The sequence below is a fragment of the Candidatus Binatota bacterium genome, assembly GCA_012960245.1.
Classification (GTDB): domain Bacteria; phylum Desulfobacterota; class Binatia; order UBA1149; family UBA1149; genus UBA1149.
In genome coordinates this window covers 71,264-85,685 of sequence record DUBO01000036.1, presented here as the reverse complement: position 1 = coordinate 85,685, position 14,422 = coordinate 71,264, and the positions used below count along the sequence as shown (strand labels likewise).

General features: G+C 60.7%; 12 protein-coding genes and 1 tRNA gene. 8 read left to right on the top strand and 5 right to left on the bottom strand.

Going from position 1 to position 14,422, the window contains the following annotated elements:
- The 4 genes from guaA to EYQ35_06135 all read left to right on the top strand — a co-directional run.
- Nucleotides 1-788: glutamine-hydrolyzing GMP synthase (gene guaA, locus EYQ35_06150; GenBank protein ID HIF63714.1), on the top strand; the 788-nt coding region annotated here is incomplete at its 5' end.
- A gap of 51 nt (nt 789-839) precedes the next feature.
- The gene (gene dnaE, locus EYQ35_06145; protein ID HIF63713.1) at nt 840-4,367 is read left to right on the top strand and encodes a DNA polymerase III subunit alpha; all 3,528 of its coding nucleotides are present in this window, start codon (nt 840-842) and stop codon (nt 4,365-4,367) included.
- On the top strand, nt 4,364-5,629 hold the full coding sequence (gene hflX / locus EYQ35_06140; protein ID HIF63712.1) for a GTPase HflX: 1,266 nt from the start codon (nt 4,364-4,366) through the stop codon (nt 5,627-5,629). The genes dnaE and hflX overlap by 4 nt, the downstream gene beginning before the upstream one ends.
- Complete coding sequence (locus EYQ35_06135) at nt 5,622-6,176, top strand: CDP-alcohol phosphatidyltransferase family protein (GenBank protein ID HIF63711.1); 555 nt, start codon at nt 5,622-5,624, stop codon at nt 6,174-6,176. Before hflX ends, EYQ35_06135 begins: the two co-directional genes overlap by 8 nt.
- On the opposite strand, the gene EYQ35_06130 is transcribed toward EYQ35_06135, so the two are convergent.
- On the bottom strand, nt 6,142-6,972 hold the full coding sequence (locus EYQ35_06130; GenBank protein HIF63710.1) for a hypothetical protein: 831 nt from the start codon (nt 6,970-6,972) through the stop codon (nt 6,142-6,144). The two genes, EYQ35_06135 and EYQ35_06130, sit on opposite strands and share 35 nt — an antisense overlap.
- A 24-nt stretch (nt 6,973-6,996) precedes the next feature.
- Here EYQ35_06130 and EYQ35_06125 point away from each other — a divergent pair, with 24 nt between their 5' ends.
- From EYQ35_06125 to EYQ35_06110, 4 genes are all read left to right on the top strand, one after another.
- A complete protein-coding gene (locus tag EYQ35_06125) occupies nt 6,997-8,016 on the top strand; it encodes a MoxR family ATPase (protein ID HIF63709.1) in 1,020 nt (339 codons plus the stop codon).
- A gap of 9 nt (nt 8,017-8,025) precedes the next feature.
- The gene (locus EYQ35_06120; GenBank protein ID HIF63708.1) at nt 8,026-9,432 is read left to right on the top strand and encodes a VWA domain-containing protein; all 1,407 of its coding nucleotides are present in this window, start codon (nt 8,026-8,028) and stop codon (nt 9,430-9,432) included.
- A 69-nt stretch (nt 9,433-9,501) separates the two neighbouring features.
- The gene (locus tag EYQ35_06115) at nt 9,502-10,032 is read left to right on the top strand and encodes a bifunctional nuclease family protein (protein ID HIF63707.1); all 531 of its coding nucleotides are present in this window, start codon (nt 9,502-9,504) and stop codon (nt 10,030-10,032) included.
- A 75-nt stretch (nt 10,033-10,107) separates the two neighbouring features.
- Entirely contained in the window at nt 10,108-10,770 is a 663-nt protein-coding gene (locus EYQ35_06110) for a tetratricopeptide repeat protein (GenBank protein ID HIF63706.1), read from the top strand.
- Between the two features lie 302 nt (nt 10,771-11,072).
- On the opposite strand, the gene EYQ35_06105 is transcribed toward EYQ35_06110, so the two are convergent.
- The 4 genes from EYQ35_06105 to EYQ35_06090 all read right to left on the bottom strand — a co-directional run bounded on the left by EYQ35_06105 (nt 11,073) and on the right by EYQ35_06090 (nt 14,282).
- Nucleotides 11,073-12,167 (bottom strand): deoxyguanosinetriphosphate triphosphohydrolase, encoded by a 1,095-nt coding sequence (locus tag EYQ35_06105; GenBank protein ID HIF63705.1) that lies wholly within the window; start codon nt 12,165-12,167, stop codon nt 11,073-11,075.
- A 72-nt stretch (nt 12,168-12,239) separates the two neighbouring features.
- On the bottom strand, nt 12,240-13,673 hold the full coding sequence (locus EYQ35_06100; GenBank protein ID HIF63704.1) for a hypothetical protein: 1,434 nt from the start codon (nt 13,671-13,673) through the stop codon (nt 12,240-12,242).
- A gap of 127 nt (nt 13,674-13,800) precedes the next feature.
- A tRNA-Arg gene (locus EYQ35_06095) sits at nt 13,801-13,874 on the bottom strand.
- A 69-nt stretch (nt 13,875-13,943) separates the two neighbouring features.
- Entirely contained in the window at nt 13,944-14,282 is a 339-nt protein-coding gene (locus EYQ35_06090) for a MerR family transcriptional regulator (protein HIF63703.1), read from the bottom strand.
- Nucleotides 14,283-14,422: the final 140 nt, after the last annotated feature.

The window sequence follows — 14,422 nt, the reverse complement described above, 5'->3', positions numbered from 1 at the left end:
AGGACGAGGCAGACGAAGTAAAGGGTAGGCTCGGCGACTATTTCGGGGCCGATTTTGTATACGTCGACGCCTCGGATCGGTTTCTCGACGCGCTCGCCGGCGTTGAAGACCCCGAGAAGAAACGCAAAATCATAGGTGGCACCTTCATCGATGTTTTCGAAGATGCGGCCCGCGACGCCGAGTCCCGTAAGGGACCAGTTAAATTCCTGGCCCAGGGCACTCTTTATCCCGACGTCATCGAATCCGTTTCAGTAAATGGCCCGTCTGCGACCATCAAGAGCCACCACAACGTGGGCGGTCTTCCTGAACGTATGAAGCTGGAACTGGTCGAGCCGCTGCGCGAACTCTTCAAGGACGAGGTGCGCGAGGCGGGGAGGGTGCTCGGCGTGCCGGCCGATTCTCTCGATCGCCACCCATTCCCGGGACCAGGACTGGCCGTGAGGATACTCGGACCGATCAACCGCGACGACCTCGCCGTGCTGCGCGAAGCCGACGCCATTTTCATCGAAGAAATACGCGCGGCTGGCCTCTACGACGACATCTGGCAGGCCTTTGCGGTGTTGCTGCCGATTAGAACGGTGGGCGTGCAAGGCGACTTCAGGACCTACGACAAGGTCATCGCCCTGAGGGCTATAACCAGCGAAGATGGCATGACCGCCGACTGGTTTCGATTTCCACCCGAAGTCCTCGCCCAATCCTCGGCGCGAATCGCCAACGAAGTGGCCGGCGTCAGCCGGGTTGCCTACGACATCTCTTCCAAGCCCCCGGCTACTGTTGAATGGGAATAACTGAAACGGCTATGAAGGCCAGGTGAGAACGACGGTCAACATGTCCATGCGATTGTACGTGAAATTGAGCGCGCTGTGAGCTACGTCCACCTCCACCTGCACACCCAGTACAGCCTGCTCGACGGCGCCAACAAGATAACCGAGCTGATGCCGCGAATGGCAGCGCTCAACATGCCGGCCGCTGCGATGACCGACCACGGCAACATGTTCGGCGCGATCGATTTCTACAGGTCTGCAACTGCCGCTGGCATCAAACCCATTATCGGCTGCGAGGTCTACGTTGCCCCGGGCAAGCGGACCGACAGGACCACCCGTGGGGCCGCGGACTACGAAAGTGGCGGCAACTACCACCTGGTACTGCTTGCAGCCAACATGGAGGGCTACCGCAATCTCTGCAGGATGGTCAGCCAGAGCTACAAGGACGGCTTCTACTACAAGCCCCGCATAGACAAGGAGCTGCTCGAAGCTCACAACTCGGGGCTGCTCTGCCTGAGCGGTTGCCTGAGCGGCGAAGCAGCCAAGGCGATCGTAGCCGGGAGACACGACAAGGCGCGCGAGGTCATCGAGTACTACGCCCGCCTGTTCGGCGACCGCTATTACCTCGAGATCCAGGACAACCACCTCGAGGAACAGAACGCGGTCAACGAGTTCATGATCCCCACCGCCCATGACATGGGCATACCGCTTGTTGCGACCAACGACTGTCACTACCTCGACCACGACGACCACAAGTCCCATGAGGTTCTGCTCTGCGTTCAGACGGGCAAGCAGCTCGACGACGAAGACCGGTGGCGCTTCGGGACCGACCAGCTTTTTGTAAAGGGCGCAGAGGACATGCTCAAGGCCTTTCCCGGTTGCGAGGAGGCCATATCAAACACCGTCGGGGTGGCCGACCGCTGCAACGTCGAGTTCGAATTCGGCAAGCACAAGTTTCCTAATTTCGCCGTGGGGCCGGACACCACCCTGGTCGATCATTTCTGCAAAACCGCCCGAGAAGGGCTTGAAAACAGACTGGGCACTCTACGGTCACTGTACGACGAGATCGACGAAGATCTCTACCGGGAACGCCTTGAGACCGAGCTCGAGTGTATCGTGGAAATGGACTTCCCCGGCTACTTCCTCATCGTCTCGGACTTCATCAACTGGGCAAAAGCAGCAGGCATACCGGTGGGCCCCGGCCGCGGATCCGCGGCCGGCAGCCTGGTGTCCTATTCGATGCGCATAACCGACATAGACCCACTGCGCTGGGGGCTGCTGTTCGAGCGCTTCTTGAATCCCGAACGGCAGAGCATGCCCGACATCGATGTCGACTTCTGCTACCAGCGCAGGGACGAAGTCCTCAACTACGTACGCGAGAAGTACGGCACCGACAAGGTCGCCAACATCATCACTTTCGGTACGCTCAAGGGCAAAGCGGCTATACGCGACGTGGGCCGGGTGCTCGGAATGTCCTTCGGGGAAACCGACAGGGTGTGTAAGTTGTACCCCGCGCCGAGACAGGGACGTGACTTCAATCTCACGCAGGCTCTCGAGATGGAACCGCGGATGCGCGAATACCGTGACTCAGGCGAACGCGAAGGTTTACTGTTCCAGTATGCGCTCAAACTAGAAGGGCTAACACGCCACGTCTCCAAGCACGCGGCTGGTGTCGTTATCGGCAATGAACCGCTGGTAGAGAGCGTGCCCCTGTTCGTTGACAACCGCGACGGAACGGTCGTTACCCAGTTTGCCGGACCCGACGTCGAGGCCCTCGGGCTCATCAAGTTCGATTTTCTGGGCCTCAAGACACTGACCCTCATCGCGGACACGGTAAGCCGAGTAGAAAAGCGCACCGGCGTCAAGATTGACATCGACGACCTTCCACTTGACGACGCGGCCACCTACCGACTCGCGAGCAGGGCTGACGCCGTCGGGCTTTTCCAGATGGAAAGCGGCGGCATGCGCAAATTGTTGCAGCAGATCAAGCCATCGTCCTTCGAAGATTTAATCGCGATCCTGGCTCTTTTCAGACCAGGCCCCCTCGACAGCGGCATGGTCGAACAGTACATCAAGCGCCGCGACGGGACCGAAACGGTGCGCTACCCGGACTCAACACTCGAAGAGATCCTGAGCGAGACTTACGGCGTGATCGTATACCAGGAACAGGTGATGCAGATCGCCCAGGTGTATGGCGGCTACTCTCTAGGCGACGCCGACAACCTGCGCCGGGCCATGGGCAAGAAAAAAGCCGACGTCATGGCCGTCGAGCGGGAGCGATTCGTTGAAGGGGCGGTAAAAAAGGGACATCCCCGGCAAGCGGCCGACCAGATCTTTCAACAGATGGAGACCTTCGCGGCCTACGGATTCAACAAGTCCCACTCGGCAGCTTACGCCCTGATCTCCTACCAGACAGCGTGGCTCAAAACCCACCACCCCACGGAGTTCCTCGCAGCGCTGCTGACCCTCGAGATGGGTGACACCGACAAGACCTACAAGAACCTATCGGACTGCAAGGGCAGGGATATTTCGGTACTTGAGCCGGACGTGAACGAGAGCGTGGCTGATTTCACCGTTGTTACGGAAGGCATCCGTTTCGGGCTCGCGGCGGTGAAAGGCGTCGGCGAGAAAGCAGTCGAGAGCATAATCGAGGTCCGCGGCGACAGTCCCTTCCTGTCTCTCGCGGATTTCTGCCGTCGCGTAAATTCCGCGCAGGTAAACAAGCGGGTGATAGAGAGCCTCGTCAAGGCCGGGGCTTTCGACAGCATCTCTGTTTCGCGCGCGAAGCTCTGCGCTTCGCTGGATGCGAGTATGGCATGGGCCCAGAGGGTGGCGGACGATGAATCAGCGGGCCAGATGGGCCTGTTCAGCTCGAGTGACGGCACTTCTCAACCCGAGCCGCCACTCGCCGAGGTGGAAGAGTTCAGCGTGGCCGAACGGCTGCAAGCCGAGCACGAAATGCTGGGCTTCTACATATCGGGGCACCCCCTCGACGAACACGCCACTGACCTTGGGTTACTCGCGCCGCTGCCTACCGGTACGCTGGCTTCGCGGCGAGACCAGGAGACCGTGAGGGTTGCGGGAGTCACCAACACGGTCAGGCTCAAGAACAGCAAAAAGGGCGACCGCTATGCGACCTTCAACATAGAGGACCCGAGTGGGGTCATCGAGGTCATCGCCTGGCCAAGGGTTTACAAGGAATGCGAAGAGGCCATCGTCGGTAACGCTCCGGTGCTCATTACCGGGACCCTGGAAATCGGTGACGCCGGCGGCACCCAGGACACCGAGGAGTCCGAAGGCTTCCAGAGAAAACCGCAGGTCATTGCCAGTGAAATCCTGACACTGGCCGAGATGCGCAGGCGCGTGGCCCGCTACGTCGACATCAGTATGGACGCGGCTCGAATGGAACCCTCGAGCGTCAGCGACTTGAAAAAAACCCTCGCCCTCTATCCTGGTGATTGTCGGACCTACCTCAAGGTGGTCCGGCAAGGGGCGAGTGAAACTCTCATTGAGCTCCCCGACACGCTGGCCATCGACCCCTGCGATGACCTGTTGATGGCCGTCGACAAGTTGCTGGGTCCGGGCAGCACAGCGCTGCGTTGAGCGAGACGGCCGAGAAGGCCGTCCTTGTACGGGCGTCTACTGAAAAAGCCGCCGACAGCGCCAGCCTCGACGAGTTGGCGATGTTGGCCGCCGCTGCAGGCATCGAAGTAGCCGGTAGACTCTCGCAACACCTGCGCCGGGTTAGCGCAGCAACACTGCTGGGCAAGGGCAAGGTAGAAGAACTCGCAGCGCTCACGCTGGAAGTAGAGGCCGACCTGGTGATCTTTGACGATCCGCTCGGGCCCGCACAACGGCGCAACCTCGAAAAAGCCATACCGGGCAGCAAGATCATCGACCGTAGCCAGCTCATACTCGATATCTTCGCGAGCAGAGCTGCCACGCGTGCGGGCAAAATCCAGGTTGAGCTGGCCCAGCTGCAATACCTGCTGCCGCGGTTGACCAACCAGTGGACCCACCTGTCTCGAATCAAGGGGGGCATAGGTTTCAAGGGTCCCGGCGAAACACAGCTGGAGGTTGATCGACGCCAGGTGCAGAACCGCATCTCCACGCTCAAGGGCAAACTGGCCACCATCGACCGGACCCGTCGGCTGAACAGCCGTGAACGCGAAGCCGTGCCTTACCCCACGGTCGCCCTAGTGGGCTACACAAACGCGGGAAAATCCTCGCTGATGAATGCTTTAGCGGGCGCCGACGCGCTGGTGGCACCGCGCATGTTTGCGACACTGGATTCCACCGTGCGCGGGGTCGTACTGCCAGCCGGGGGCTCGATCATGCTCGTGGACACGGTCGGCTTCGTGGCCAAGCTCCCCCACGAGCTCATAGAAGCGTTCAAGGGCACACTCGAGCAGGTGAGACGAGCCGACCTCCTCCTGCACGTCACAGATAGCGCTTCGAGCCAGCTTGGGGTCCGCCACGAACACGTTCTCTCCATAATCAGCGAGATCGGAGCCGGCCACGTACCGGCCCTGGACGTATACAACAAAGCTGACCTCCCGGCTGCCGCGACGGCGCCGGCCGGGGCCGTCGCTGTCTCAGCTCGCAGTGAGGAGGGGCTCGACCAATTGCTCGCTCGGATCGAAAAACTGTTAACGGTCGACGAACAGACCGTCTGCATGGAAATTCCCGCCGGCGAAGGAGAATTGCGAGCCTGGTTGTACCGCAACTCCCGTGTGTTAAACGAAAAGGAACTCGACGGGGGTAGCTCCTGGATAGAAGCTCGCATCCACTCCCGTAAAGTCGGCCAACTGCGTGCCCGGGTTGACTCCAGCGAGGCGAAGCTGGTGGATCCTGACGATGATTAACATCCCCAACACCCTGACCTTACTTCGCATTATCGCGGTACCCATCTTCCTCGCGATGATGGTGGAGGACAACTACGAGGCCGCCATGTGGATTTTCCTGGCCGCCGGCGCCACCGATGGACTCGACGGTGCGGTAGCACGGCTTACCGATTCAAAAACGGACCTCGGCGCGCACCTCGACCCTCTGGCCGACAAGCTCCTGCTGGTCAGCTCCTTTCTCGTGCTGGGCATACTCGGTTGGGTGCCGATGTGGCTGATGATACTGGTCGTCGTCAGGGACGCGATAATCCTGGGCGGTTTTATCTTTTCTGCCGTGCTCGTTGGCCACTCGATACCGATGGCTCCCTCCTTTGCCGGCAAGGTGACTACCTTCACGCAGCTATTACTGGTGAGCCTGGTGCTGCTCAACCTCGCCGGTTGGATGGCTATAGGCTCCGAGCTCTTCATGGTCTGCTTTGTCGCCACCGGCGTGGCCACGGCCGGATCGGGTATCGACTATGTACGGCAGGGGCTCAACTGGTACTCGCTTGAACTGGCCGAGGAGTGATCCTGTCGAACCCTGTGCGGCAGGGCGGCCCATCCGCGTGGAAGTAGTACAGCCGACCTCGCTCGTCCCTCGCCAGGATACTGGCAGAGCGCGTACCGTAGTCGCCGGCGTGCACGCAGACCCCGGCCAGAGAGCCTTGGTCCTGGGCATCGGCAGGCAATTCGTGGTCTGACAACACGACGGCGAGCGCTTCGACTATTTCTTCCAGTTCCAGGCTTGATTCGAGCAGCGGCAGCAGTGCCCGGAAGCGGGGCAGGGCGCCGGCGTGACGTACGCAATCAGGCGGGTCGACACCCAGGTTAGTGATGACGGTAACGCCTGCAGCGAGCTCCTGGCTGTGGCCGCCATCGTCAAGCACCTTGGCCCCCGATGAATCGGCTGTCAGCAGAAAAAAGGGTCCGTAGTCGCATCCTTCTACCCCATCAAGGTAAGTACTCAGCAGCCCGGAGTTGCCGCAATCGAGCGCTCCCAGACACAATGCGCCGCGGCTGTATTTGCCCGGGGGAGCGGGGCTGTCGGCTCCAGCCTGCCGACGATTGAGCAACGCGGCCGAAAGGGGGTATCCATCTTCGCGGGCCCCCAACCAGGTACCGCCCGCCAGCAGGTCGAGTCCTGCCGTAACAGCCGGGTGTCCCTCCAACCGAGCCGGCCCGAGACTGGGCCGATCGAGGAACTCATCTCGATTGGCCGCGATGACCAGCGGCCAGCGATCAGATACGCGGTTGTAGATAGCAAGTATGCACACGGAGCTTCGTTGGCTTAACGCACCCGGGATGTTAGCCTTGGGGAGCCGCAGCTTCTACGGCCGGGAGACCCTCGAGTGAGCACTGAATTCGTTCCATTTAAAAGCATAGATGACGTCTCAACGCGGCTGTCCGGACAGAGCTACATCTGCAGCCGCAACATAGCGACCGTCGTATTCCTCGCCACCAGGTTGGGCAAACCGGTACTCGTAGAGGGACCAGCAGGTGTAGGTAAAACCGAACTCGCCAAGGTAATAGCAGCTGCGACCTCGGCCAACCTGATCCGCATGCAATGCTACGAAGGCCTCGACGAAGCCAAGGCCCTGTACGAGTGGGAGTACGCCAAGCAGCTGCTTTATACCCAGATTCTCAAAGACAAAATCCAGAACGTGACCGAGGGCACCTCGACCCTTGCCGAGGCAGTGGACAAGCTGACCGCCGAGGACGATGTGTTTTTCTCGGAGCGTTTTATTCTCGCGAGGCCCTTGTTGCAGGCCATTGAATCAAGTGAGCCCAGCGTGCTCCTCATCGACGAGATAGACAAGGCCGACGCGGAGTTCGAGGCTTTCCTGCTCGAGATTCTCAGCGAATTCCAGGTAACCATTCCCGAAATCGGCACGATCAAGGCCAAAACCATCCCGATGGTGATCCTCACCAGCAACAACGCCCGCGAGATGTCCGACGCGCTCAAGCGTCGTTGCTTGCACCTCTACATTGATTTCCCCACCGAGGAACTCGAGCGCGAGATACTCAGGGTAAAGGTCCCCGAGGCAGAGGCAGGACTCGCAGCCGAGATCACAGGAATGGTGCAGTCAATGCGCAACCTCGACCTGAAAAAAGCACCGAGCATCTCCGAAACGCTTGATTGGGCGAGAGCGCTTGTGCTCATGAACGTATCGGAACTCGACCAGGACGCCGCGCACGAGACGCTGTCGGTGGTGCTCAAGTACGAGGGAGACCTGAGGAAAGGCGAGAAGGAGCTGAAAGCCTACGCCAACAAAAAGCTCGAAGCCCTCAACAAAACCGAAGCCGACTCCCAAGACGACCAGGAAGCCGGCAAACAGGACAGCGACGCGAACGGCGGGCAGCTCCACTAGTCCGGTCGGGTGATCAACCGAGTCCTCCAGTTCGTCGCCATACTCAGGCGAAACGGCATACGCGTGTCCACAGCCGAAACCCTGGACTCGGTAGAGGCCAGCTTGGTCACGGGCTTGGCTGACCGCGACACCTTCAAATCAGCCCTGCGGACGGCAATGGTCAAGCGCCCGGTAGACGTCCCGGTATTCGACGGGCTCTTCGACGATTTTTTCTCAGGCATGGGCCGATTGGCCGCTGGTCTCGACGAAAACGACACCGCACCAGCCAATCCAGCCGAGTACCAGGAGCTGCTCGATCGTATCGAGGAACTGTTGGATTCGCTTGGAGACGAGATTTCCCCGTTGGCCAGGGCACTGCTGCTCAACGACCAGGCCGCGCTCGAAAAGATCCTCAGGGAGCTGGCGGACTCGGGCAAGGTGCCGGCGCCGAAGAGCCCGTCTTCCCAGCAGGGCGCCGTGCGCGCAGCGGCCAAGGCCCTGGGCCTCGGGGGCCTGTCGCAGGAGCTCGAGCGTTTGCTCGAAGCCGGGGAAGCGGCTGGAAACCAAGAGGGGGAACTCGACCAGATCCGCCAGCTTTTCAACGAGAGGGTAAAGCAGCTTGGCGAGATGCTAAAGTCCCTGGTCAAACTGCAGGGTCGCTACGACAGCAGCGAGGAAGCGGCACCCAAAGAAAAAGACCGACTGCTCGATAAGAGTTTCTACTATCTCTCGCCCACCGAGATCAGGGAGATGCGCGACGCCGTGGCCGTCCTTGCCAGGCGCTTGCGCAACCTGCTGGCCCTGCGGTACAAGCGGGCCAAGCGCGGTCGCCTCGACGTTAAGTCGACGCTACGCCAATCGATGGAATTCGGCGGTATACCGTTTCGGGTTCGTTACGACCGCAGGAAAAGAGAGCGGCCCAGCGTCGTGGTGCTGTGCGACATATCGGATTCGGTACGAACCGTCTCGCGCTTTATGCTCCAGTTCGTGCACTCTTTGCAGGACATGTACTCGAGAGTGCGCAGCTTTGTCTTCGTTGCCGACATGGGTGAAGTCACCCGCCTTTTTGCCGAAAACGAGATCCAGTCGGCCATCCAACAGGCCATCACCGGCGACGTGGTAAACGTCTACGCGCACTCTAACTTCGGACGCGCGTTCAGCCAGTTTCACCGCGACCAGCTCGATACGATCGACGGCCGCACCACCGTCATCGTCCTCGGCGATGCGCGAAACAACTACAACGCTGCCAACGACTGGGCTCTAAGAGACATACAGCAACGGGCCCGACGCGTTATATGGCTGAACCCGGAAAACCGCTCTACCTGGGGCTTTGGCGACAGTGAAATGCAGGTCTATGCGGTCCACTGCGACGTAGTGGAGGAGTGTCGAAACCTGAGGCAGCTCTACAAGGTCGTGGATCTGCTGGCCACAACCTGAGCGGTCGAACAAGCGTTCTGAATTGCGGCGGTTGACGAACGCTGTCCCCGGGGACACAATCGCAGTGGAATGAGTGCCGACGGTTTTGTTCGTATGTCTGTTGGTGGCCTGGCCCTGGACCCGGTCACCAAGACCCCCATCGTCATCCTTCGAGATGAGGGGGGCGCTCTGAACCTGCCGATCTGGATAGGCCAGCTGGAGGCGACCTCGATGGCGACCGAGCTCGAGGGCGTCAAGATGACCCGGCCCATGACCCACGATCTCCTCTGCGTCGCCATCGAGAAGCTGGGCGCCAGCGTCGAACGCATAGAAGTCACCGAGATCAGGGACGGAACCTTTTTTGCCGTCATCAAGCTCAAGGCTGCGGGGCAGCAGTTGACCCTCGACGCGCGTCCCAGTGATGCCATATCGCTGGCACTGCGCACGGGCACTCCCATTTACGTGGCTGACGGGGTGATAGAAGCCACCGAGGCTTCGCGATCGGGCCAGGAAGAGCCGGTAGCGCTCGAAGGCGAAAGGGACCTCTCGGACGTTTCACCAGACCAATGGGTCGATATACTCGAAAACCTCGACCCGGATGACTTCAAGTACAAGATGTAAGCACCCGGCGACCGCCGCGATGCCCGCCAGCCGGGCGAGAGCGGCGAAACCGGCAAATATAGAGGGGTAGCTCAAATGGCCGCGGACGCATCTTTTAATCGTAAGGACCTCAAGGCTCCGGACAAGTTCTTTACCGCCTTCGGCAAGGCCCTGGAGTACGCGCAGAATAACCACACCCGGGTAGCAGCCGTAGTGGGTGGCGTGGCCCTGGTCTTCGTAGCCGGCGCCGCCTTCAGTTCCTGGCGTACCAGCCTTGAAGAAAGCGACGCGGCTGCCTTTGTACGGGCCACCGACGCTATTCGTTCCGAAAGCTTTGCCACCGCGGCCATCGTCCTCGACCAGCTGACGGTCGACGGCAATCGACCCTACGGTGACCTCGCGAGCCTTTACGCGGCGCGCCTGGCTTACAACGAGGGCCGCTTTGAGCAGGCGGCAGGACACTACGCGTCGTTTGCCAGCGCAGCGCGCACGCCTTACCTCCGGCAGATAGCCCTGGTGGGCCAAGCGGCCGCGGCAGAGGCCGCCGGTGACAACAGCCAGGCCGATAAAGCCCTCGAAATGGCCGCGCGCATAGACGCCCCGTACCGTGAGCCGGCCCTGCGTGCCAGGCTGCGCGTTGCCGACGCTGGAGAGGACAGCAGCGTGGCCCTCGAGGCCATAGAATCGTTGCTGGAGCACTTTCCGGGGCTGTCAGACGCCGACGAGCTCTCCAGGCGCCAGCAGTCGCTCGCCAACTAAAGGCCGGCACCCACAGGCGACCACTTAAGTCTCCGATATCAGGAGCTTTTCTACGTTCAGTTCGGCAGCGAACAGGCCACCTGCGCGATCCCCGCGGGCGCGCCGTCCGTGAAGGCCGAACGAGCCCGATTGCGCGCCACCAAAGAGGGGGCGAGCGGAGCATTTCACTCCTCAACAGAGCCGGGGCAGGCCGGGATCCACGCACCCAATCAAAGGCCGTTGCGTCCGATAAGATATATTATGTAAACCCAGCGACGAACGGCGATTGCTGGGGAGAGCAGGATCGCCAACAAGCCGGAAGCTCAGACGGACTCCCAGGGGTCGTAAAGCTTGGCGTATTCCTCGAGGGCAAAGCGATCCGTCATGCCTGCGATATAGTCGGCAATGACCCTGGCCATGGGCATTTTGTCGCCGCGCTGCACCACGTGTGGCGGCATCTGGTAAGGCTCCTGCAAGTAGGCCTCGAAAAGGCCCCGCATGACCCTTCCGGCCTTGGCGCCCATGCGACGCACGCGCTGGTGCTGGTAGAGCCGAAGCATGAGGCGTTGCTTGAGATCCGCCGTGCGGCTGTTCATGTCCTCGCTGAAGCCGGCCAGGCGCTTTCCCGCGGTGCGCACGTCAGTCATGTCCTTTACGCCGTTGTCGGCAAGCTGCTTGTCCAGGTAAGCCAATAGATCGGCGACCATCTCGTCCAACAGGCGCTTGACGGCCTGGTAACGCAGCACCTGGGCCGATTCGCCCGCGTAGGCAGCCTGCACGGCCTCGTAGTGGCCCGCCCAGAGATCTACGTCGGCCAGGTCTTCGAGGGCCAGCATGCCCGACTGCAGTCCATCATCGATGTCGTGGCAGTTGTAGGCAATCTCGTCGGCAAAATCGACGATCTGGGCCTCTATCGGTGGTTGCTCCCCTGGGTTGTACGACGACACCCGCGGCCGATCGTACCAGGTGGAGTGCTTGAGGATGCCCTCCCTGACCTCGTAGGAAAGATTGAGGCCGGGGAAACCGGGGTAACGCTCTTCGAGCTTCTCGACTATGCGCAGGCTCTGCGCGTTATGCTCAAAGCCGCCGTGCTCCTTCATGAGCTCGGCCATGGCGTGTTCACCGGCGTGCCCGAATGGTGTGTGCCCAAGATCGTGAGCCAGCGCGACGGCCTCTGCGAGATCCTGGTTCAGTCCCATGGCGCGGGCGACGGTGCGCGTTATCTGGGCCGTTTCCAGTGTGTGAGTCAGGCGTGTACGGTAATAATCGCCCTCGTGGTTTACGAAGACCTGGGTCTTGTACTCCAGTCGCCTGAAGGCCGTAGAGTGAATGATGCGGTCGCGGTCGCGCTGAAAAGCCAGCCTGAATCGGTGCTCTTCTTCGGGGTATTCGCGACCTCGGCTGTCGGCTGAGGCCATGGCATAGGGCGCGAGGTCCCTGCGTTCATTCTCTTCGAAGCAGGCCCTGTCTCTCACCGTCGGAAGCTATCCTCAGCCACCGGTGAGTGTAGTCGTAGTGCTGGAGGTCGAAGTCGTCGTCGGTGTTTCAGGCGGAGCATAAAAGAGATCGTTGAAGTCGGAGATCAGTGTGTCAGTGTCACCAAAAACCTGGCAGCTGGTCGCGGCTTCGTTACACGCCACCACCCAGCCGTTAACGGCGTCGGCCAGCAGCACCGCGGCACTTGAGGCCGCCGAGAACGCGTAACTGGGATTGCCCGCGACCGCCGAGGGGCCACCACCGGCCAGCAAACCGTCGGCAGCGGCCGAAACCGCGCAGGAGCTGCCGTCGGCTGCGCAACGGTAGAGGCTCCCGGTGGCGTCGGCCAGGAAGAGCGAACCCGGCAACCCTCCCGCAAAAGCGATGTCCACCAGCCTTCCGGCCACGGCGGTCTCGCCCAGGTCCCCTAGAAAACCACTGGCACTGTAACGCCGTGCAGGCTCCCCGGCCCGCCCGTCTACAGCCAGCAGCTCCCCGGTCAAGGGTGAAATAGCAATATTGACGACTTCTTCGACGCCCGAAGTCACGTCGCCGAATACCGACACGAGCAGTCCATTGGCGGCGTTAAAAACGCTGACCACTCCGTCGCCTTCGACGACGTAGAGTTCGCCGGTTTCACTGAAAGCAAGATCAACGGGGTCAGTAAGCTGGATGTCGGTTTCACCGAAGCTTCCGATCGCGCTTCCGTCCACCGCCGAAAACTCGCGGATCTTGCCAAGTATCCTGTCGAGCAACAACAGGTTTCCAGTCACAGGGTTAGCGGCGCCCCTGGTCGCATCGGGGGCGAAGACATCGGGGTCGTCGATTACAGTAAGGGCCGCGCCCTCGGTGCCACCGAAGCCAGCCAGCGAACCCACAACGTACAATGAAGGAAAGGTCTCAAGATGCGCCACTTCGATGTCGGTACCGCCTTTGGTGGTGAAGGTTACCAGTCTGACCTCGTAGCTGCCGGCGAGATCAGCCACGAAAGATGCGTTAGCCCCCTCGTCGCCCTCTCCGACCCGGCACATGCCTGTCGTGCACTCAGACGAAACGCTACCGGTGTTAAAGAGGCAGGTAGCGTCTTCCGCGCAATCGTCATCACTAGCGCAGAAGCCCTGCCCATCACTGCATACATCATCATCGTTGGACGTACAGATCTCTAACGGGTTGTCCTCGCAGTGGTCCTCGAGCACGGCCGCGCTTCCAGTGGGTGCAAACAAGCGCCAGGAGTAAGTAAGACCGCCGCCCACCGGATCAGTCGAGCCGCTCGCGTCTAGCTGGTAGCGGCCTCCAACGTCCACGAGATAGGAAGCCGGAACGATCTCAGCGCCGGGACTGGCGGGCGCGTTCAAAGAGCCCCCGGAACCGCAGCCCGCCGACAGCCCGGCAAGGGCCAGGGCAGCAGCTAAAAAAACGGGGGGTAAAGTACGCGAATTCGGGGTCATTTATTTTCCAGGAACCGTCACTTACTCCGTGACCGGGACTGCTGGGCAGCCGCGGACGGGCTCGGCAAGAATAGCCTTACCGCCCGTCCGAACAAGTTATGCCCGTCGAAAGGTGTCCAGCCTGAAGTGCCCCCGGCACGACTCGAACGTGCGACCCCAGGATTAGGAATCCTGTGCTCTATCCACCTGAGCTACGGGGGCCTGATCAGCTTCAGGTGGATTTACTAGCTCGCGCGTGACGTTCGGGCAACAAAGGCTGGAATCGCGAGCTCAGTCCTTGCGCTTCCGCATCTCGGTGGCGAGCTTTTTCATCTGGGCTCGCCCCGCGCGTATAATGTGGCCATTCCATGGCGAACTGTGCCCCTGGTCGGACAAGTAGTTGCGAGCACCGGCCACGGTTAACCCTTTTTCCCTTAGCAGCGACTTGATCTGCGCCAGCGTCTCGATATCGCGCGGCTCGTAACGCCGCTGCTTGGATTTCTCCCCCCTGCCCGGTTTGACCTCGTCGAATTCATCCTCCCAGTAACGCAGGACGTGGGGTTTGAGTTCAAGCATAGCCGCGACCTCACCTATGCTGTAGAAACTCTTACGGTTGCGCGTGGTGGCCATGTCTCGTTTTTTGTCCTCGTGTTCTGCCTCAGCCGAGCCTGAGACACTCCACAAAGGGCAGTAGCAGTAGAAAGTGTACGCTACGTCACCACCCGACCCCTCCCACCCGGATGGGTAAAAAGTAGCCGCTGCTACCCCGT